19 protein-coding genes and 1 tRNA gene are annotated in these 21,104 nt (G+C 65.4%); 2 read left to right on the forward strand and 18 right to left on the reverse strand.

Annotated features, from left to right (window positions below; translation table 11 throughout):
* Positions 1-438: 438 nt before the first annotated feature.
* The 3 genes from rplA to ACSU04_RS10450 form a co-directional block, all read right to left on the reverse strand.
* Entirely contained in the window at positions 439-1,128 is a 690-nt protein-coding gene (gene rplA, locus ACSU04_RS10440) for a 50S ribosomal protein L1 (RefSeq protein ID WP_439286038.1), read from the reverse strand.
* Between the two features lie 8 nt (positions 1,129-1,136).
* Entirely contained in the window at positions 1,137-1,568 is a 432-nt protein-coding gene (rplK, locus tag ACSU04_RS10445; protein ID WP_439285883.1) for a 50S ribosomal protein L11, read from the reverse strand.
* 145 nt (positions 1,569-1,713) lie between these two features.
* Entirely contained in the window at positions 1,714-2,805 is a 1,092-nt protein-coding gene (locus ACSU04_RS10450; protein ID WP_439289759.1) for a helix-turn-helix transcriptional regulator, read from the reverse strand.
* Positions 2,806-2,862: 57 nt separating this feature from the next.
* Here ACSU04_RS10450 and ACSU04_RS10455 point away from each other — a divergent pair, with 57 nt between their 5' ends.
* On the forward strand, positions 2,863-3,273 hold the full coding sequence (locus ACSU04_RS10455; RefSeq protein ID WP_439285884.1) for a VOC family protein: 411 nt from the start codon (positions 2,863-2,865) through the stop codon (positions 3,271-3,273).
* Positions 3,274-3,352: 79 nt separating this feature from the next.
* Here ACSU04_RS10455 and nusG read toward each other — a convergent pair whose 3' ends face one another.
* The 11 genes from nusG to gabT form a co-directional block, all read right to left on the reverse strand.
* A complete protein-coding gene (gene nusG / locus ACSU04_RS10460; protein WP_439289449.1) occupies positions 3,353-4,390 on the reverse strand; it encodes a transcription termination/antitermination protein NusG in 1,038 nt (345 codons plus the stop codon).
* A 45-nt stretch (positions 4,391-4,435) separates the two neighbouring features.
* Positions 4,436-4,699, reverse strand: coding sequence for a preprotein translocase subunit SecE (gene secE, locus ACSU04_RS10465; RefSeq protein ID WP_439285888.1), 264 nt, complete (start codon positions 4,697-4,699; stop codon positions 4,436-4,438).
* 40 nt (positions 4,700-4,739) lie between these two features.
* Positions 4,740-4,812, reverse strand: a tRNA-Trp gene (locus ACSU04_RS10470).
* Between the two features lie 137 nt (positions 4,813-4,949).
* Positions 4,950-6,674 (reverse strand): ubiquinone-dependent pyruvate dehydrogenase, encoded by a 1,725-nt coding sequence (gene poxB, locus ACSU04_RS10475; RefSeq protein WP_439289451.1) that lies wholly within the window; start codon positions 6,672-6,674, stop codon positions 4,950-4,952.
* A gap of 133 nt (positions 6,675-6,807) precedes the next feature.
* Complete coding sequence (locus tag ACSU04_RS10480) at positions 6,808-8,232, reverse strand: GntP family transporter (protein ID WP_439289452.1); 1,425 nt, start codon at positions 8,230-8,232, stop codon at positions 6,808-6,810.
* A gap of 78 nt (positions 8,233-8,310) precedes the next feature.
* Positions 8,311-9,201 carry an NAD(P)-dependent oxidoreductase gene (locus ACSU04_RS10485; protein WP_439285893.1) on the reverse strand — a complete coding sequence of 297 codons (891 nt, stop codon included), beginning with the start codon at positions 9,199-9,201 and terminating at the stop codon, positions 8,311-8,313.
* Between the two features lie 61 nt (positions 9,202-9,262).
* Positions 9,263-10,666, reverse strand: coding sequence for a four-carbon acid sugar kinase family protein (locus tag ACSU04_RS10490; protein WP_439289453.1), 1,404 nt, complete (start codon positions 10,664-10,666; stop codon positions 9,263-9,265).
* A gap of 187 nt (positions 10,667-10,853) precedes the next feature.
* Complete coding sequence (locus tag ACSU04_RS10495) at positions 10,854-11,561, reverse strand: FadR/GntR family transcriptional regulator (protein ID WP_439289454.1); 708 nt, start codon at positions 11,559-11,561, stop codon at positions 10,854-10,856.
* Positions 11,562-11,718: 157 nt separating this feature from the next.
* Positions 11,719-13,080 (reverse strand): NAD-dependent succinate-semialdehyde dehydrogenase, encoded by a 1,362-nt coding sequence (locus ACSU04_RS10500; protein ID WP_439289455.1) that lies wholly within the window; start codon positions 13,078-13,080, stop codon positions 11,719-11,721.
* Between the two features lie 11 nt (positions 13,081-13,091).
* Positions 13,092-14,564 carry an NAD-dependent succinate-semialdehyde dehydrogenase gene (locus tag ACSU04_RS10505; protein ID WP_439289456.1) on the reverse strand — a complete coding sequence of 491 codons (1,473 nt, stop codon included), beginning with the start codon at positions 14,562-14,564 and terminating at the stop codon, positions 13,092-13,094.
* Between the two features lie 29 nt (positions 14,565-14,593).
* On the reverse strand, positions 14,594-15,943 hold the full coding sequence (gene gabT / locus ACSU04_RS10510; protein ID WP_439289457.1) for a 4-aminobutyrate--2-oxoglutarate transaminase: 1,350 nt from the start codon (positions 15,941-15,943) through the stop codon (positions 14,594-14,596).
* A gap of 101 nt (positions 15,944-16,044) precedes the next feature.
* Between gabT and ACSU04_RS10515 the strand changes: the two genes are divergently transcribed.
* A complete protein-coding gene (locus tag ACSU04_RS10515; RefSeq protein WP_439289458.1) occupies positions 16,045-17,595 on the forward strand; it encodes a PucR family transcriptional regulator ligand-binding domain-containing protein in 1,551 nt (516 codons plus the stop codon).
* A gap of 106 nt (positions 17,596-17,701) precedes the next feature.
* Here the strand turns inward: ACSU04_RS10515 and ACSU04_RS10520 are convergent, their stop codons facing one another.
* The 4 genes from ACSU04_RS10520 to ACSU04_RS10535 form a co-directional block, all read right to left on the reverse strand.
* Complete coding sequence (locus ACSU04_RS10520; protein WP_439289459.1) at positions 17,702-18,541, reverse strand: hypothetical protein; 840 nt, start codon at positions 18,539-18,541, stop codon at positions 17,702-17,704.
* A gap of 26 nt (positions 18,542-18,567) precedes the next feature.
* Positions 18,568-19,035 (reverse strand): hypothetical protein, encoded by a 468-nt coding sequence (locus ACSU04_RS10525; protein WP_439285908.1) that lies wholly within the window; start codon positions 19,033-19,035, stop codon positions 18,568-18,570.
* 145 nt (positions 19,036-19,180) lie between these two features.
* Positions 19,181-19,795 (reverse strand): response regulator, encoded by a 615-nt coding sequence (locus tag ACSU04_RS10530; protein WP_439289460.1) that lies wholly within the window; start codon positions 19,793-19,795, stop codon positions 19,181-19,183.
* A complete protein-coding gene (locus tag ACSU04_RS10535) occupies positions 19,792-20,979 on the reverse strand; it encodes a sensor histidine kinase (RefSeq protein ID WP_439289461.1) in 1,188 nt (395 codons plus the stop codon). Before ACSU04_RS10535 ends, ACSU04_RS10530 begins: the two co-directional genes overlap by 4 nt.
* Between the last annotated feature and the right edge of the window lie 125 nt (positions 20,980-21,104).

Consider the following 21,104-nt stretch of genomic DNA (forward strand, 5'->3'; position numbering starts at 1 on the left):
ACTTCTCTATCTTACCTGAGCCATTCAGCATGTCAAACCGACACGCCGTCAGACCCAAATTCGAGTAATTGTTCGAAGCTTAGAAAGCTTCAGGACAACTTCTCTAGTATATCCCTCCCGCAGAGGCTGTCAAATCGGCGCTTTCGGATCTAAGATCCGATGTGCAGCCGATAACTGCATCCACGAGGTGGGATCCTCAGCCTAGTCGCAAGCGACCAGGTCTCTCAAGTGAGAGATTCGAGGTGTTTCTCCGCTTGAGGGGGGTAAGGCTTTTCGGCCTTTCCGCTTCCCTGTGGGGCGAACAAGTAATAACTTACGCGGGATCCGGGAGAGGGGCAAATCGGGCCGGTATCCCTGGCGTGTCGCACGGTCTGCGCCGCCCCCTGGGTACGCAGAAGGGCCCCTGCCGCAACGGCAGGGGCCCTTCTCGAGTCATGCTCAGATGGCGTTGACGTCCAGCGGGATGCCGGGGCCGAACGTGGTCGACACTGCACCCTTCTGGATGTAGCGACCCTTTGCACTCGACGGCTTGAGGCGAACGATCTCCTCGAGAGCTGTGCTGATGTTCTCATCCAGCTGCTCAGCGGTGAAGGAGGCCTTGCCGACGACGAAGTGCACGTTGGAGTGCTTGTCGACGCGGAACTCGATCTTGCCGCCCTTGATCTCCTCGACGGCCTTAGCCGTGTTCGGAGTCACAGTGCCGGTCTTCGGGTTCGGCATAAGGCCACGGGGGCCAAGAACCTTACCGAGACGACCAACCTGGCCCATGAGCTCAGGGGTCGAGACAGCGGAGTCGAAGTCGGTCCAACCTGCGGCGACCTTCTCGATGAGCTCGGCGCCGCCGACCTCATCTGCACCTGCGGCAATTGCTGCCTCAGCCGCGGGGCCCGTGGCGAACACGATGACGCGAGCGGTCTTGCCGGTGCCGTGCGGGAGGATGACGGTGCCACGCACCATCTGGTCCGCCTTGCGCGGGTCAACAGCGAGCTTCAGCGCGACCTCAACGGTCGAGTTGAACTTCGCCGAGCCGGTCTCCTTCGCGAGAGCAACAGCCTCGGTCGGAGTGTAGAAACGGTCTGCCTCGATCTTGTCGACAGCAGCCTTGTAAGCCTTGGACTTTGCCATGATTATTCCCCTTAGCCCTCGACCGTGATGCCCATGGAGCGGGCTGTTCCGGCGATGATCTTCGAGGCAGCCTCGATGTCGTTCGCGTTCAGGTCAGCCTGCTTGGTCTCAGCGATCTGGCGGACCTGGTCCTTGGTGATCTTTGCGACCTTGACCGTGTGCGGTGTAGCCGAGCCCTTGGCGACGCCTGCCGCCTTCTTGATGAGCTCTGCTGCCGGCGGAGTCTTCAGGATGAACGTGAAGCTGCGGTCCTCGTAGACAGTGATCTCGACGGGGACGACGTTGCCGCGCTGCGACTCGGTCGCGGCGTTGTACGCCTTGCAGAACTCCATGATGTTCACGCCGTGCTGACCGAGCGCGGGGCCGATCGGCGGTGCTGGGTTGGCTGCGCCGGCGTTGATCTGAAGCTTGATCAGGCCGGTCACCTTCTTCTTAGGTGCCATTTCCTCTTCCTTTCATCGAACGGATGCTGGACCTTTGACACACTGAGCATGTCGAGTGCATCAGGGACCAGCAGTGTTCTCCCACGAATCCGGCGATTCCGGACTGTGGTGTGTTCTGCGCACGCAAAAGCGCGCACAAACCACGTCAGTCTACCTCATCCGACTGCTGCTCTCTTTCACCGCTGTCGTCCGCGTAGGTGGCGGTGATCACTGCTCCCAGCTCGCGCAGTGCGCTGCGGAGCTCGGGCGGTTCGATCACCTCGGCGACATTCGACCATCCGGCCAGCTGCTCCGCGAGAGCGCCGATGTTCTGCGCGCGCACTTCGAGTCGGATCGTTCCATCCCCCGGGGCGCGGTCAACGCTGATCTCGCCATCAATCACAACATCGCCATCAATCACAACATCGCTATCAACCACGCGGCACAGAGTGCCAAACCTGTCCTGCATCGCGGCGGCCGAAGAGGTTGCCACCCGCACAACGGCGCGCGCGGCCCCGCGCTTGTCCTCCACCCGAGCCACCATCTGGGCCCACACCTGTGTCCGGTCGAACTCGTCCGGCGCCACTCCTCGAGCGCGAAGCACCTCCACGGCGAGAATACGATCGACGCGATAGGTACGCACCCGCACGGGGTCTGCGGTGTCCTGGCCATCGAGAGTCGGCGCGGCGATCAAGTACCACCGCTCCCCTCTGCTCCCGATGATCAACGGCACGAGTTCGGAGGTGCTGTCGCCGAGACGTCCGGCGTACGTGACGGTGATGCGGCGGTCTTCTGCGATCGCTCGTTGCAGCGCCTCAACAGCATCCGGAATTTCTGCTAGGTCGGCGATCCCCCACGCGGCACCCCGCATCGTGGCCGACACGATCCGCTGTGCGCTCTCCCGGAACGGTTGCGGCATCGCGCGCAGCACCTTGCTCATAGCAGCCTCACGTACGGGCGAGGATCCACTGCTCTGGGTGAGACTTGCCAACAGCGCCGTCACTTCAGATGCGTTGAGTCCGGTGAGGTCTGTGCGCGATCCTCCGACCAGGCTCCAGCCGCCACCCTTTCCCCGAGATGGATACACCGGAACACCCGACGCCGACAGTGCCTCAAGGTCTCGTCGCGCGGTGGGAACCGAGACCTCGAGCGCAGCGGCGAGCTCCGCGGCCGTGATCCGAGGTCGACCCTGGAGCAGCAGCAGAGCCTGAATGAGTCGATCTGCGCGGATTTCCGAACTCTTTTCTAAAGTGATCAGTAGGTGATCACTTCACGCAGAAGCATAGAGGAAGCCATCCAACAGGAGAGGATCCACATGTTCCGCGGAATCGCGAATCTCAATCTCGTCGCCGACGACATGCCAGCAGCCATCGACTGGTACTCAACGGTCATGGGAACGCCGCCGTACTTCACCCGACCGGAAGGCGGGCCCGCCCAATATGCAGAGTGGCGCTTCGGGGATGACGAGGACGAGCTGGCACTCATGGATGCCCGGTTCCGCCCCGCGCTCGCACAACCGGGAGGTGCATTGGTCAATCTGCACGTCGACGACGTCGAAACGTCCTTCGCCCGCCTGCTCGCGCTCGGCGCCAGCACCTTCGACCCGGTGACCCAGCGCGGTGAAGGCTGGTGGTCAGCATCCGTGAGCGACCCGTTCGGGAACCTGATCGGGCTGATCCAGAGCCCGCATTGGGCGAGCAAGCACGCAGGCCAGAGCAAGCGCTGAGACCAACGACAAAGACGCCCCGCCGGCTGGAGCCGAGCGGGGCGTCTTTGACGACTATGCGTGGAGACCGTAATCGGTCTCAGAGCATCTTTGTGACCTGTTCGAACGACAGTTCAACCGGGGTCTCGCGCTCGAAGAGGGAGACGAGCACGGTGAGCTTGCCGCTCTCCGGCTTGATCTCGCTGATCGAACCGGGAAGGCCAGCGAACGAGCCTTCCTTGATAGTGATGGTCTCGCCGACCTCGAAGTCGACCTCAGCCGGGAGCGAGCGTGCAATAGCCATGCCACCCTTGGACTGCACGTTCTTCGCGGTCGGGATGTCCTTGACCTCGACGAGTGCCTTCAGCATGTTGAACGCCTCTTCGAAGCGCAGCGGCGTCGGGTTGTGGGCGTTGCCCACGAAGCCGGTGACGCCAGGAGTGTGACGAACGACGGACCAGGTGTCCTCGGTGAGTTCCATGCGCACAAGCACGTAGCCGGGGATCCGGACGCGCGTGACCATCTTGCGCTGACCGTTCTTGATCTCGACGACGTCCTCCATCGGGACCTCGATCTGGTAGATGTCGTCCTCGACCTCGAGCGTCGACTTGCGCTGCTCGATGTTGGCCTTCACCTTGCGCTCGAACCCAGCGTAGGAGTGGATGACGTACCACTTGCCCGGGAGCATCCGCAGATCCATACGGAAGGCCTCATACGGGTCTTCTTCTTCTTCGTCCTCGTCGTCGGCGTCCTCGTCGGTCGCGGCATCCTCATCGCCGTTCACGTCTGGGCCGTCGTAGGGAGCCACTTCATGTGCGGCTGCAGCCTCGAGGTCAGCAGTTTCTTCTGCCACTGCGTCGTTGAGGACCTCAGCGGCAGCTTCAGTTTCTGCAGCCTCGTCCAGGTTGAGAGCGTCGTTCACGATCGCGTCAGCCTCCGGGTCGTCGATGTCGATGTCTTCCGTGCCTTCTTCGTCCGCGTCATCCGCGTCGCCTTCGATGTGCAGCGCGACCTGCTCGGCCGGCGCAGACGACTGCTCCTCGGCGGCAAGCATGTTGCCTTCCTGAGCTTCGTCGTCCTCGCTGGACTGCTCCGCGGCGGTCGCCATGTCGGCGTCGTCGGAATATCGTTCAGACACGTTATTTCTTTCCATTCATTGCGGTGTAACCCGCGGGAGAGACGCTTACTGCGGCACTCCGAAGACCTGAGCTGTCAGCCACGAGAAGGCGGCGTCGAGGCCGTAGACCATGGCCATCATGATAGCCACGAACACCAACACGACCAGGGTGAACTTGAACAGTTCCTTGCGTGTGGGTGTGACGACCTTGCGCAGCTCGCCCATGACCTGACGGAAGAACAGCGCGAGCCGGCCGAAGAAGCCAAGCCTCTTCACGCCTGCGGCACCGCCTGACGCGACGATATCGCCGCGCGGGTCGTCCTGATCCATCCTGAATGTACCTTTCGTGTGTCAGCTTTGCGCTGACGCGCAGGGCGGACAGGAATCGAACCTGCAACCTGCGGTTTTGGAGACCGCTGCTCTGCCAATTGAGCTACCGCCCTAGAGACCTGGGGCCCCTGGATCTGCATCAGCCCCGCACCCAAAGGCACAGGAAAAAAATGCAGATAACTGCTCCTCCAGTGTAGGGCATGCCGCGCGCCCCGGCGAACAAAGCAGGCTTCACACGGGGCGCCGCGGGTCAGAACAGCTGGCGCCAGTTGGCTTTGGCAAGATCGACAAGCTCATCGCCACGGCCGGACATCACCGTGCGAATGGCGAACAGGGCGAAGCCCTTGACCTGCTCGGCCGTGATCGCTGGCGGCATCGAGAGCTCCTGCCGTTCGGTGACGACGTCGAGTAGCGCCGGGCCATCGTGGGCGAGCACCTCGCGCACGGCATCCGGCAGATCCTCACTGCGCTCCACTCTCCTGGCGAAGATGCCGAGCGCCTCGGCCACCGCCGCGAAGTTGGGGTTATCGAGGTCTGTCGCGTAGGTGACGAACCCGGCCGCCTTCATCTCGAGCTCGACGAAGTTGAGCGAGGAGTTATTCACCACGATCGTCTTCACCGGCAGCTTGTTCTGCGTCAGTGTGATGAGCTCGCCCAGCATCATCGACAGGCCGCCATCCCCGGCCAATGCGACCACCTGACGGTCCGGCTGCGCCGTCTGCGCGCCGATCCCGTGCATGAGCGCGTTCGCCATCGATCCGTGTACGAAGGAGCCGATCAGTCGGCGCCGACCATTCATGGTGAGATAGCGCGCGGCCCATACCGTCGGCGAGCCGACATCCGCAGTGAAGATCGCGTCATCGCTCGCTGCTTCGTCGAGCAGGCGCGCGAGATACTGCGGATGGATCGGGTTCTTCCCCCTGGAAGGCACAGCCAGCTCATCGAGCTTGGTGCGCGTCTTCCGGTAGTGCGCCACTGCGTCATCGAGATGTGCGCGATCGCTCTTCTCCGCGAGACGCGGGAGCAGGGCCGCTGCGGTCGCCTTCACATCTCCAACGAGGCCGAGATCGAGCGGATGCCGCCTGCCGAGCTGCGATCCGCGGATATCAACCTGGATGGTGGTGGCGTGATCGGGATAGAACTGCGCATAGGGGAAGTCGGTGCCCAGCAGCAGCACGGTGTCCGCGGCCTCCATCGCGCGATAGCCGGAGGCGAAGCCCAAAAGCCCAGTCATCCCGACGTCAAAGGGGTTGTCGTGCTCGATGAACTCCTTGCCGCGGAGAGAATGCACGATCGGCGCGCCGAGCCGGTCTGCCAAAGCGAGCACTTCGTCGTGCGCGCCTTCGACGCCCGCACCGGCGAGGATCGTGATCTTCTTCGCCGCATTCAGCAACTGCGCGGCTTCGTCCAGTTCCGCGCCACTGGGCACGACCACGGGTTGAGTGCGCCGGATCACCGATGCGCGATCGACCGGCACCTCGGCGAGGGCGACTTCGCCGGGGATCACGATCACGGCGACGCCGCGCTGCTCGATGGCTGCGCGCATCGCGATCTCCAGGATGCGCGGCATCTGAATGGGGTCGGACACGAACTCGACGTACACGCTGCACTCGCGGAACAGCTCCTGCGGGTGAGTCTCCTGGAAGTAGCCGGTGCCGATCTCCTGCGTCGGGATGTGCGCGGCGATCGCCAGCACAGGAACGCGGGAGCGATTGGCGTCGAACAGGCCGTTGATCAGGTGCAGGTTTCCGGGGCCGCAGGAGCCGGCGACGACGGCGAGGTCGCCGGTGATCGCCGCATCCGCTGCCGCCGCGAACGCGGCTGATTCCTCGTGCCGCACATGCAGCCATCGGATGGTGCCGTCCTTACGGAGAGCGTCGGTGAACCCGTTCAGGGAATCACCGGGGAGACCGTAGACCCGATCGATGTTGTTGGCGCGAAGAGTATGGACGATGTTCTCGGCAACGGTGACCATGCCTCGAGGCTACCCTCGACCACATCGGCACGGGTCGTCTCAGCGACAACCCGCGGACTCGACCCTGAAAAAGAGCGAGAGACCCCGACATCCGTCTGGGGCGGATGCCGGGGCCTCTCGGGTCGGGGTGGTGTCAGCTCATCGGGATCGCTGCGTACAGGATCCAGGTGATCACGAACCCGGCGATGCCGAGCACGGTCGTCAGCGGCGTCCAGGTGCGCAGGCCGTCCTTGACCGACAGTCCGAGGTACCGGGTGACCACCCAGAAGCCGGAGTCGTTCACGTGGCTGAGACCCAGCGCGCCGTAACCGATGGCGATCGCGACGAGCGCGACGTGGATCGTGTCAAGGCCGAGCACCGCAACAGACGGCAGCAGCAGGCCCGCGGTGGTCGTGATGGCCACGGTCGCCGAGCCCTGAGCTGCGCGCATGATGAGCGAGATGAGGAACGCGGCGAGCAGCAGCGGCATCCCACTACCGGCGAGCAGCTGCGCAACAGCGCCGCCGATCCCAGTCTCGGTGAGGATCTTGCCGAAGGCTCCACCGGCACCCGTGATCAGGATGATGACGGCAGCTGCGGGCAGCGCCGACTCCATGACCTCGCCGAGCTTTGCCGTGGACCAGCCACGACGAACACCGAGGAAGAACATCGCGGCGGCGATGGCAACCATGAGCGCGAAGATCGGCTGACCGATCATCGACAGGAAGCTGTTCCAGAAGGTGCCCGACTCGAACACCGGGGCGACGGCAGTACCGAGCATGATCAGCACGAGCGGCAGCAGAATGAGCGCGAGCACGGTGTAGGCACTCGGCGCCTTCTCACCGTCGCGGAGACCGGCGTTGACGGAGGTCTTCTCGGTACCGAAGTTGTCGAACATCTCCTTCGTCGCCTCGATCATCGCGAACTCGCGACGGTTGAGGAACTTGCCAGCCCAGAACGCCAGCACGGCGAGCGGGATTGAGATCAGCAGCGAGAAGATCGTGACCCAGCCGACGTCGGCGCCGAGGATCGTTGCGCCTCCCACAATGCCGGGGTGCGGCGGCACAGCCACGTGCACGGCGAGCATGATGCCGGCCACGGGGAGGCCGAACTTGATCGGGTTGAGCCCCGCAACCTTCGAGAAGGCGAAGATGATCGGCACGAGGATGATGAATCCGGCATCGAAGAACACCGGGATCGCCAGGATGGCGGCGGCTGCGACGAGCGCAACACCGACCCGCTTCGGGCCCAGCCACTTCGTGAACTTGCCGGCGAGCGAGTCTGCGCCGCCGGAGAGTTCGATGATCTTGCCGAGCATCGAACCGAGAGCGACGAGCACGGCGACAGAGCCGAGCGTTCCGCCAACACCGGCGATGATCGCCTGGATGATGCCGAGCTGTTCGGGGTCGCTTTCCGTCGCGGCGATCGTCGTCATCGGCAGACCGGCTGCGAGGCCGACCACGATCGAGACGAGGATCAGGGCGTAGAAGGCCTGCATCTTGAAGCGGATGATCAGCAGGAGCAGCAGGGCAAGGCCTGCGATTCCGATCGCGATCAGCGCGGGAAGAGGGAGCGTCACTGGGTCTCTTCTTTCAGTTAATCCGGCGTGAGTGCGCCGAGTTTGTCTGTGGCGCGGTCGCGCCAGGGTCGGGTTGGTTCAGGAAAGACGGTTGGGGGCGATCACGCGGATCACAGCGGAGTCATCGTATGCGCCGAGGCCCTGGGCCTCACCGAGCAGGAACAGCTGCTCGGCGGCGTTTGCGACAGGAGTCGACAGGTGCGCGGCGCGTGCCGCGTTTCCGACGATGCCCATGTCCTTGACGAAGATGTCCAGGCGGCTGAGCACCTCGGCACCTTCTTCGTCGTAGGCCTGCAGGGAGCGCGGGCCACGGTTGCCGAGCATGAACGAGTTCGCCGCACCCGCGGTGAGCGCCTCGAGGGTCTTCTCACGGTCAAGGCCGAGAGCATCTGCGAGGGCAAGCGCCTCGGCTGCGGCGGCGATGTGCACACCGCACAGCAGCTGGTTGACGGTCTTCAGCGCCTGGCCGTCGCCCGGCTTCTCGCCCACGATCGACAGCGTCGAGGCGAGCTGGTCGAGCACCGGGCGTGCAACCGCGAGGGCTGCCGGGGTCGCGCCGACCACGATCAGCAGGTCGCCTTCACCAGCGCGTACGGGACCGCCGGAAAGCGGAGCATCCACCAGCTCGGCGCCATGCTCGGCGAGGCGATCGGCGATCTCGCCGATGCCGTCGGTGCCGACGGTGCTGGTGAGGATGACCACTGCACCCTCCGCAAGGTGCGAAGCGAGTGCTGTCTCGCCGAAGAGCAGATCATTCAGCTGCGACCCGTTGCGCACGGCGACGAGCACTGCCTGGGCGTCTGCCACGGCTTCGGCTGCAGATGACGCCGGCTTCACGCCCTTCTCAGCGGCGAGAGTGATGCGCTCGGCTGCGATGTCGAAACCGCGCACCTCAAAGCGCTCGGCGAGGCGGGTTGCCATCGGCAGGCCCATGGCTCCGAGGCCGATAACGGCGACAGTAGAGGTCATTTCAGTTCCTTTCAATTCTTCGGTTCGCGATTCTCAGTTCGCGATTCTCACTTGGCGATTCTCACTTGGCGTCGGCGAGCGTCGCGACGACGCGGGCCAACGAGTCAGGATCGCCGACGTTGCCGGCAAAGACGATGTACGGGATGCCGACGGCAGGTCCGGTCTGGGGCTGCCAGAGCGAGACGAGACCGGGGAGCATCGGGCCGAGCACGGTGGCACGGCGGATCTCGAGCGCCTCACTGGCGACATCACTCGAAGTGATACCGCCCTTGGCGATCACGAACCGCGGCGGCGCGATCGCCAGCACGCGGCGGACCAGTTCGACGACACCGCTGGAGACCTTGCGGGCGATCTCGAGGCTCTCATCACCATCGGCGCCGGTCACGAGTTCGCGCGTGGTGTGCACGATGACCGATCCGTTCGCGAGGGCTGCCGCGACGGCATCCGCCTGTGCATCGAGATGTGCCTCACGACGGTCGTCGATGAGGCTGCGCACGTCGAGTTCGATCGTCGCCGTGTCCGGGCGCTGCCGGCGCAGCTCATCGAGCTGCTGGGTGGTGAGCGGCACGTGGCTGCCGACCACGACGAGTCCGCCGCGGTCGTAGGCGAACGGGATGTCCTCAGCTCGCACTGGCTCGGCGATGTCCTGGCCGATGTGGGCACGCACGTACGGCGGGCCCACGCGCAGCAGCACTGCGCGATCCTGCATCCGGTGCAGCGCGAGGGCGACGACACGCATGTCGGATTCCTCCACGACATCGACCGCGATGACGGAGCCGGACGGCACGTTTCGCAGAAAGGATGCCACGGCGTCGACGCCGGCACGGATGATGTCGATCGTGAGGGCGGCGACCTGATCTGCCGGTATGCGCCCTCCGGTCTTCTCCTCGACCCAATCACGCAGGTTGGACGATGCGAAACCGAAGGTCGCATCCTTTGCGAACGGGGTCTCCCCTACCGGCGTCGCCTCACCGTCCACTACCCAGTAGTGCACGGAGTCGACCGTGATGCGACCGGCGTCGGGGAAGGCGGGGACGATCAGCGTGAGCTCGGGGGCGGCGCCGCCGTGGGCGACGATCTCTGCCGAGAGGACGTCGGTCTCGAGCGGGAAGTGACCGCGCAGCGTCGAGTCACCCCGCGAAACGAAGGTCACGTTTCGCCCCGCTTCGGATGCCGCGGCCAGCGCGACGGCGACGACCTCGCGGTTGCGCTGTGCGGCAGTCTCCTCATCAAGGGAGCGAGTGTTGGTGAGCACGTAGACGGCGGGAGCGCTCGTGGCGAATGCGCCGGCGAGGTCCTCGTGTTCCCAGCGGGTGAGCACCGGGAGATTCGCGACCGACTGCGTGCCGGTGGGGTCATCGTCCAGGACGACGAGCACTCCGCGCGGATCAAGAGAAGCGCGCACCTCGGCGGCGTCGATTTCGACAGGTGCCGGCAGCGAGGCGAGAAGCGCATCGACGTGCACAGGAACTCCTTCGTTCAGAGATGATTCTGATGATTCGGCGGGATTCGGCGGGATTCGACGAGATTTGGCCGGATTTGGCCGGATTCGGCGGGGCTATCCGATATCAGATAACGAGGTTACGCCTAAATCTGTTCCCTGGCAACCGGGCGCGCCTGGCTGTTCGCCTGACACTTCGGCGGTTCGCCTTCTACTCGCCGAGTACGTAGTGCAGCAGGTCAGCCCTGGTCTGGCGCATGTGGCTGACCATCGCCTCGCGCGCAGCATCCGCAGAACCGGTGCGCATGGCGTCCAACACGGCGGCGTGCTCGACGATCGCGTGCTCGCGGATATCGCGCACCGAACTGGTCTCGCTGCGCGAGTCCTCCAGCATCGCGGTTAGCGGACGAACGGATGCCACAAGGATGCGGTTGTCTGCGGCCGCGAAGATCACGTCGTGAAAGGCGAGGTCGGCGTCAACGAATCCGGGGACATCGCCGTGCGCGTGCGCCGAGCGCATCTTCTCCAGGTGGGTCGTCAACTGTGCGAGGTGGGCGGGAGTGCACTTGGGCGCGGCGAGCTCGGCTGCGCCTGTCTCGAACATCACGCGCATGTCGATGAGGTCGAGCGAGGAGCGCCGACGTGCTCCCCCGCTGCGCGAATACCGGACGACGGCTTCGAGCCCTGTCCATTCATCCACCGGAGCTACCCGGTGCCGACTGCCGGGCACTGGCACAATGACGCCCTGTGCCTGTAGCAGCCGCACGCCTTCGCGGAGCGTCAGCCGCGAGACCCCGAGCAGGGTGGCGAGGTCTGCTTCGGCGGGCAGCGTTTCACCCGCCACGAGGCGCCCGGCGATGATCGCATCGAGCAAGCCGTCCACGACGGACTGCGTGCGGGAGACGCGTTCGGGCTTCATGCATCCAAGGTAGCGCGGTGGGCGGGGTTCTCGCGCGCCGCACACTTGCAGGGCGGATGCACGGATGCAGGGCGACACGCCGCGTTTTGGCCCTGCATCCGTTCGATCGCCCTGCAAGTGTGCAGGTTTCAGGTTTCAGGTTTCAGGTTTCAGGAGCTCACGCCGTGCGGATGAGCTTCTTGTTGACGAACTCGTCGGCGGCCAGCATCCCCAGCTCACGCGAGGTGCCGCTGCGCTTCACGCCGCCGAAGGGCAGTTCCGGGCTGTCGGCGAGCACGAGGTTGACGTAGACCATGCCCGCCTCGATGCGATCTGCCACGCGCTCGGCCTGTGCGGCGTCGGTCGTGAAGACGTAGGAGCCGAGCCCGAAGGGCGTGTCGTTCGCGATCGCGACGGCCGCGTCCTCATCTGCCGCGCGATATACGACGCCCGCGGGGCCGAACAGCTCCTCGCGATACACGTCCATCTCGGGCGTGACATCTGCGATCACGGTCGGGTCGAAGAACGCACCCCTGCGGGTGCCGCCGGTGAGCAACGTCGCTCCCTGCACGAGCGCACGACCGATCTGCGACTGCAACCGTTCGGCCGCGGCAAGCGACGACAGCGGACCGAGCACGGTGTCTTCCTCCATCGGGTCCGAGGGGCGCACTGCGGCGAGCGCGGCGACGAACTTTTCCACGAAGGCGTCATATAGCCCGTCGATGATGATGAAGCGCTTGGCACCGTTGCAGGACTGTCCGTTGTTGTCGAGGCGCGCATCCACGGCGGCTTGCACCACGGCATCCAGATCGTCTGTGGAAAGCAGGATGAACGGGTCTGACCCGCCGAGTTCGAGCGCGACCTTCTTCAGGTGGCGTCCGGCGACCTCGGCGACGGCGGCGCCGGCGCGCTCGGATCCGGTGACCGACACTCCTCGCACGCGCGGGTCAGCGATGATCGTCGCCGCCTGCTCGTTGCTCGCGTAGACGTTGATGTAGGCACCGTCGGGGAGACCGGCATCCCGATAGATCGCCTCGAGCGCGGCCGACGACTCCGGGCACTGCGGCGCATGCTTGAGGATGATCGTGTTGCCGAGCGCGAGGTTCGGTGCCGCAAAGCGTGCGACCTGGTAGGCCGGGAAGTTCCACGGCATGATGCCCAGCAGCGCGCCCAGCGGCGAGCGGCGGATCACCGCCGTGCCATCGCCGAGGATCTGCAGCGGCTGATCGGCAGTGATCTGCTCGATGTTGTCGGCGTAGTACTCGATGATGTCGGCGGCGAAGTCGACCTCGCCCTCGGCCGCGGCAATGGGCTTGCCCATCTCGCGCACGATGATTGCGGAGAGCTCCGCGCTGCGTTCGCGGTGCAGCGCGGAGATCCGACGAATCACGACGGCGCGCTCTGCGGGCGACCTGGCACCCCAGACGGATGCTGCCGCATGCGCGCGCGCGACAGCATCCTCAATCTGAGCATCCGAGAAGGTGTCATACGTGGCGAGGGTCTCCCCCGTCGCCGGATTCACAACGGCGTATTCGGTCATGGCGTTCTCCCTCAGCTGTTCGGGATGAGCGTGTACTTCGTGGACAGGTACTCGTGGATGCCCTCGGCACCGCCCTCGCGGCCGATGCCCGATTGCTTGACCCCGCCGAAGGGCGCGGCCGCGTTCGAGACGACCCCGACGTTGAGGCCCATCATGCCGGTCTCGAGCGCGTCGATCATGCGGTGACCGCGGGCGAGATCCTCGGTGAAGACGTACGAGACCAGGCCATACTCGGTGTCATTCGCCAGGCGCACACCTTCCTCTTCGGTCTCGAAGGTGGCGATCGCCAGCACCGGGCCGAAAATCTCCTCGCGCAGGATGTCACTGCCCGCGACGACATCGGTGATCACGGTCGGCTGGAAGAAGGTGCCTTCTCCCTCGATGGCATATCCGCCGGCAAGCAGGCGGGCACCCCGCTTGACAGCGTCATCCACAAGAGCGGATGCCTTGGCCACAGCATCCGCATCGATCAGCGGACCGATCGTGACACCGTCCTCAGTGCCGCGTCCGATCGTCATCGCCTTGACCCGTTCGGAGACCCGATCCGCAAACTCCGCGGCGACCGATGCGTGCACGATGAAGCGGTTCGCGGCCGTGCAGGCCTGGCCGATATTGCGGAACTTCGCCGCCATGGCGCCGTCGACTGCCTTGTCGAGATCGGCGTCCTCAAAGACAACGAACGGCGCGTTGCCGCCGAGCTCCATCGAGACGCGCAGCACGCCCTCGGCCGCCTGCGCGATCAATTTGCGCCCGACCTCGGTCGATCCGGTGAATGAGAGCTTGCGCAGCCGCGGGTCGGCGATGATCGGCGCCGACACCTTCGACGACGTCGAGGTCTGCACGACATTGACGACGCCCTTGGGGAGCCCCGCCTCTTGGAGCAGCTTGGTGAAGAAGATCGTCGTCAGCGGCGTGAGCGCCGGCGGCTTGATCACGACGGTGCAGCCGGCGGCGAGCGCGGGTGCGATCTTGCGCGTCGCCATCGCGAAGGGAAAGTTCCACGGCGTGATGAAGAACGACGGCCCGACCGGACGCTGCGAGACGATCATCTGCCCCGTGCCCTCCGGGTTGCTGCCGTAGCGGCCCGAGATGCGCACGGCCTCTTCACTGAACCAGCGCAGGAACTCGCCACCGTAGACAACTTCTCCGCGCGCCTCGGCGAGCGGCTTGCCCATCTCGAGCGTCATCAGCAGGGCGAGGTCTTCCTTGTGGGCCTGCACAAGATCGAAGGCGCGACGCAGGATGTTGCTGCGCTCCCGCGCCGGGGTTTGCGCCCACGCCTCTTGAGCGGCGACCGCTGCGTCAAGGGCGCGGATGCCGTCGGCAGGGGTCGCATCGGCGATCGAGCGAATCACGGCATTGGTCGCCGGGTCGTGCACGTCGAAGGTGCGACCACCTTCGGCTTCGACCCACTCTCCGCCGATGAAGAGGCCGGTCGGGATGCTGTCGAGCAAAGCGTGCTCATTCGGTGCGATGGTACTCATGATCACTCCTCGGGTGGGGCGGTGTGTCTTCAGTGTGCGGCGAGCACGGCGGCGACGACGTCAAGGCCCTCGTTCAGCAGGTCATCGCCGATGGACAGTGGGGGAAGGAAGCGGATGACGTTGCCGAAGGTCCCGCAGGTGAGGACGATCACGCCCTCGGCAATGCACGCCTTCGCGATAGCGGCGGTGAGTGCGGCATCCGGGGCATTCGTGGCGGGATCGACGAACTCGATCGCCGTCATTGCCCCGCGTCCGCGGACGTCGCCGATTCGGGGGTCCGTAACCTGGAGGGCGTTCAGTCGCAGGTGCAGCAGTGTGCCGATCTGCTGTGCGCGTTGTAGCATCCCGTCGTTTTCGAAGACGTCGATCGCGGCAAGGGCAGCAGCGCACGCGATCGGGTTGCCGCCGTAGGTGCCGCCGAGTCCGCCGGCGTGGGTGGCATCCATGATCTCGGCACGCCCGGTGACGGCGGCGAGCGGGAGTCCACCCGCGATGCCCTTCGCGGTGGCGATGAGGTCTGGTTCGATGCCGAACTGCTCGCTGGCGAACATCGTGCCGGTGCGGGCGAAGCCGGTCTGCACCTCGTCGGCGATGAAGACGACGCCGTTCGCGCGGCACCATTCGACGATGGCGTTCAGGAATCCGTCTGCGGGGACGATGAAGCCGCCCTCCCCCTGGATCGGCTCGATCAGTACGGCAGCAGTGCTGTCGGCGCCCACCTGCTTCTCGATCACGGCGATCGCGCGGGCGGCGGCCTCAGCACCGGAGAGTCCGTCGCGGAACGGGTACGACAGGGGCGCACGGTAGACCTCGGGGGCGAACGGGCCGAAGCCGCTCTTGTACGGCATAGCCTTCGCCGTGAGCGCCATCGTCAGGTTGGTGCGGCCGTGGTAGCCGTGCTCGAAGGCGATGATGGCGGGGCGTCCGGTGTGCTTACGGGCGATCTTGACGGCGTTCTCGACTGCCTCGGCGCCGGAGTTGAACAGCGCGGTCTTCTTCGCGAAGCTTCCGGGTGTGAGGCGGTTGAGTGCCTCGGCGACGGCGATGTACTCCTCATACGGGGAGATCATGAAACACGTGTGCGTGAAGCGCGCGGCCTGGGCGGCGATCGCCGCTGCAACCTTCGGATGCGCGTTGCCGATCGTCGTGACGGCGATGCCACTGCCCAGGTCGATGAGGGAGTTGCCGTCGGCATCCACCACTACTCCCCCGCCCGCGGCAACGGCGGCGATCGGCACGGTGTGTGCGACGCCCGTGGGCACTGCTTCAGCCTTACGCGCGAGGATCTCTGACGAGCGGGGGCCGGGCAGCGCCGTGATGAGGCGTCGCTCCTGGGCGAGGGCGGGTCCGCCGAGAGGGGTGACATCGATGAGGGTCATGCTCGTGAGCGTATGCCTGTGACGTGCGGAAAGCATTCGCCTGCTCGTACAATCTTTGATACGACTTAACCGGTTCGTATAACAGCTCGATGAGGAGGCCGATGGATCAGCCGACGCTGCGCGGACTGCTGCGCAATCCAGAGCTTGGGTTGCGATTGGTCTCGGGACCTCCGGATGCTCTGGAGCGCCCGCTGCGCTGGGTGCACTCCACCGACCTCGCCGATCCGACGCCCTTCCTCGCCGACGATTTGGCGCTGCTGACGACCGGAAGCCAGCTCGACGGATCGGTCACGGCATCTGCGTATGTCGCGCAGTTGACTGCGCGGGGTGTTGTCGGCCTCGGGTTCGGCACGGGGGTTCAGCATCCTGAGCTTCCGTCCGACCTGGTCGCCGCGTGCGACGAGGCGGGGCTGCCGCTGTTCGAGGTGCCGTACCGCACACCGTTCATCGCCGTTGCCCGTGCGCATGCCGAGGCGATTGCTGCGCAGGCATATGCCCGACGGAGCTGGGCGCTGGACACACAGCGGGCACTGGCCGTGGCGGCCCTTCGCCGGCACGGGCTGGCCGCGATCATCAGCGAACTCGGTCGCCGGCTCGACGCGTGGGTGGCGATGTTCGATGCATCCGGCACACTCACAATCGAGCATCCGCCGGGCGGGGTCTCCGCCACGACGCGAGAGGTCGTTGCAGGGCACGTCGCGGAAGTGCTGACACGAGGAGCAGAGACCGGTCGCTCGATCGTGGTCGACGAGCAGACGATGCAGCTGTTCACGCTCGGCCGGCGGCGAGGACTGCGTGGCGTCATCGCGATCGCCGCGGCTTCGCTGGATGCCGAGGCGCGCGCCGTTGTCACGTCGGTCATCGCGATGGCGGGGCTGGCCCTCGAGCAGACCGATCGGCTCGTCAGCGAACGTCGCCGCCTGCACGCACAGCTGCTTCAGTCCCTCTTGCTCGACGATGAGACGCTGGCCCAGCGCGTGCTGTCGTCGCTGCCGACCGGGCAGGTCATCGTGGCGGTGGCAGTAGATGCCCTCCCCGAAGCGCTCGAGGAATGGTGGGAGCGACGGCGCGCAGAGCGCGGATCGCGGTCGTTCCTCGCGGTGTCGGATGAGGGGTCGGGCTCTACGAACGGCATGGTGATCTGCCTGCCAGAGGCGGATGCTGTGCTGCTCGACGAAGCCGCGGAACGCTTCGGCATCCGCATCGGGGTCTCGGAAGCGACCTCGTACTCGGCGTTCTCCCGCGCGCATGCGCAAGCGCTCAGTGCGCTGCGTCGAGGTGCGGTTGCGGGTGGCGCGGGTGGGAGTGGTGCCGGCGTGAGTGGTGCGGTTGCGAGTGGTGCGGGTGGGGCAATTCGCTTCGCCGAGACGGCGGCATCCGGCATCCTGTCTGCCCTCACCACCGATGATGCGCGCCTGATCGCCGAGTCACGGCTCGCACCGCTGCGCTCGGGCGATGCGGATCTCGAACAGTCGCTGCGGGTCTGGCTGGAGCACGACGCCCGGTTCGAATCCGCCGCGTCGGCTCTCGGCATCCATCGCCATACGCTCCGCTCGCGCGTAGCGCAGGCATCGAAGCTGCTAGAGATGGACCTGAGCACCTTCCCGGCCCGAGCGGAACTGTGGGCGCTGCTACGCGCAGCCAGCCACTAAGCCACGAGAATGCGTTTCCCGTATGAGACGGACCTTCACAACCCTTGTCTCATGCTGCAAAGCCATTCTCGCGGCGGCGTACGTCGCAGGACTCCCCTGCGCCGCCTCATGCTGTAGGCCCATTCTCGCGGACCCTCGCCGTGAGCACCCGCACGCAGCCCCAGCCCATCGCCAGCACGCCGGCGACGACGAGGACCGCCCCGATCAGCCACATCGCCTGATCCCAGTGGAAGTACCCGTGTGAAAGCGTGTTCATCAGGCGCCCGAAGTCCTCCGGAAATTCGAGGATGCTGCCACCTTCGCCGAAGGCCCACAGTGCGATGCCGAGCACTGTGATGCCGAGTCCGACGAAGACGAAGGCTGTGGTCGAGCTGCGCCTGGCCCCGTCGACCTTTTCGATGTGCGAGCCGGCGCTCACCACACCTGGGCTGCGGATCGAGAGGATGGGAAGCGTGATGATCAGTGCGACGCCCAAGCCGATGCCGGCCCCGATCGCATAGCCAGCGATGGGCACCAGATACAGCTGGCTGACCACACCCTCATCCCAGAAATAGTGGAAGCCGTTGTTCTGCGCGGCTGCCTGCGCGATCGTGTCGCGCACGCCGGGGAATGCCACGGCGATCGCCTGGACGACGGCGATGGGGATGAGCGCGATCAGCGGAGCGATCAAGCACGCAGAGACGAGCCTCAGCAGCAGCGAGGTCATATCGCCGCTGCGCCACGAAGCCTCGAGCATGCACCATCCCGCATAGATGCCCGGTGCGACGACCACTGAAGTCCCCCACACGCGGTCGCCATCAGCATCCGTCATCGAATCGAAGACGCCCCAGACTCCCAGAGCGATCGCCGCGATCAGCACCACCAGGTTCGCCCCGCTGACCAGCGACCGGATTTCGCCACGCCACAGACGCGCATCGTCAACTGCGTCGTCGCTCAGTTCCGTCATATGCCCCTCCCCAATCCGCAGCCAGGCTACCGGGAATGCATTCCCCGGGACACGAACCAGGTCCCCGGCATCACGATCACGATCCAGACCACCAGCGCGACGAGCATCCCGTATCCCCATCCGCCGGTGACGACGCCGATGGATGCGAGGAGCGTGCCGTCCTCCCAGATCCCGACGGCGCGCGTCGGCCGGAGGAACATTGCAACGACCCCAAGCGGCACGGCGACGAAGGCGGGAGCGATGAGCGCGCTGAACACCATGATCGCCACAGGGTTGCGCTCCTCACGCAGCCGCCAGATTGCCGCGAGCGCACACCATACGGCGAAGATCGCCGGGGCGAACATCGTCATCCAGAACCATGCGCCGCTGTCCGGGGATTGCGCCGCCAGCACCAGCGACAATGCGCCGATCAGGACGGATGCCACGAGCAGCACCCGATCCGACATGCGCATCCCGAGCCAGGTCTTGTCCCGCTCGGTATCCGTCGCCATCATGGCGTCAGGTTACCGCTAGGCATCATCCCGGCCATCCCGCGACATCCGCTACGTGAGACACCATGCCCTAGATGGTGGTTCACGCACAGCGGTGGCAGCCGAGCATCCGTCTCATGTGGAAGCGCCAATCTCGAGGGCGGCCGGCCTAACGAATGAGGCGCAGAGCGAGGGCCGTGCGGTCGCGCACTGCGAACTTGCGCAGCAGCGCAGACACCGTGTTCTTCACCGTCCCGTGCGCGAGCATCAGCCGCGCAGCGATCTCTGCGTTCGTGAAACCGTCTGCGACCAGCTCGGCCACGGCGGTCTCCGCATCCGACAGTGTGGGCGCTTCCGAAATCTGCGCCACGGCGGTGACGGCCTGCCGCGCGATTCTCGGATCGATGACGAGCCCGCCCGCCGTGACCTGTCGGATGGCTTCGCTGAGCGCGTCCGTGGAGATGTCCTTCAGCAGGAAGCCGGCTGCTCCCGCGTCGAGCAATGACCGCACGAGAAGCGCGTCATCGAACGTGGTGAGCACCAACACGGGAAGCGTCGGATGCTCACGCCGGCAGCGCTCGACCAGCCCCAGTCCATCCAGCACCGGCATCCGCGCATCCGCCAGAACGACGTCCGGTTTCGCCTGCGGAATGAGGGCGAGCGCATGCGCCCCGTGATCCGCCTCTCCGACGACTTCGATGCCGTCTTCCGTCTCCAACAGCATGCGCAGTCCCCGGCGCAGCAGCTCCTGATCATCGACGATCAGTACCCGAATATCGCTCATGCCGCCACCCGCGCGTCGAGTGGAAGCACGATCTCCAGCCGAAAGCCTCGCGGCACCGCTTCGCCCACGAGCGACCCACCGACCGACTCCGCACGAGCGCGCAGCGACCGCAGCCCGAACCCCTCCACGATCGACACGCCACCTGCGCCGCCGACATCCTCGATCACTGCGCGAACCCCCTGGTTACCGGTGCGGATGCACATATTGACCCGGGTCGCGTCGGCATGACGCACGACGTTGGTCAGACCTTCCTGCACAAACCGCAGGATCAGCAACGAGTGCTCGTGGGAGAGTTCCTCGCCGCCGTCGACGTCGACTCTGACATCGAGTCCCGTCGATCGGAATGCCTCCGCGACCGCGAGGAATGCCGCCGCACCGCGCAGGGATCCCAGTTCCACCGGATGCATCGCCCGCACGACCTTGCGCATGGCCGCGAGCGCATCGCTCACGGTGGAGCGCGCCCGGACGAGCTCCGCGTCAGCACGTTGTGCGTCTCTGCCCCGCATCCGCTCGACGTAATCCAGGGACAGGCCGATGACAGTGAGGCGATGCCCCAGTTCGTCGTGCAATTCACGCGCGACGCGTGCGCGCTCCTCGGCGAGCACAAGATCCTGTTCGGAACCGAGCCGGCGCTGCAACTCGCCGTTGGCTTCAGAAAGCTGCGCCAGCGTGTCACTCTGGATTTCACTCAGCTGCGCCCGCTCGGCATCGACGCGATCAGCATCCTTCATCAGCAGTGCGAACGCAGCACCAAACCCGGCGAGAACTGCGGTGCTCACCGATTCCATCGCTGCAATCTCCCACCCGTTTCCGGCGATGAGGTGGATGCCTGCCGCCATCAGGCAGAGCAGCACCGCGTACGCCACCGTCACGGCAGCGCGGAACACTCGCGCGAGGACGAGGCACGCCACCCACGCGGCACCGAATGTGAGCGGTCCATCACCGAAGAAGATGACGGCGGATGCTCCGAAGGCAAACACGACAGCGGCTGTGCGAGCGAATCGCGGCATCCATCGCCACACCATCCACGCCGCGATGCTGAATGCGAGCGCTGCACACAACGCCCATGTGATCGCGGCGGGGCGTTCGAAGAACGACGACAACAACACGAGAACGGGACCGGCCAGCCCGACGATGGCCGCCCAGTCCATCAACGCGGCACGACGAGAAGAAGAATCGGGCATGCCTCCAGCGTATTCATCATCCCGCCACGAGAGACGTGACTCGGGTCATGTCTCTCCACCTGACACAGTGACTGCGGTCACCGCATCCGATTACTCTGGCGTGCCGATCTCTCGTGCTCGCGAAC

Source organism: Microbacterium sp. A84, assembly GCF_051842815.1.
GTDB lineage: Bacteria > Actinomycetota > Actinomycetes > Actinomycetales > Microbacteriaceae > Microbacterium.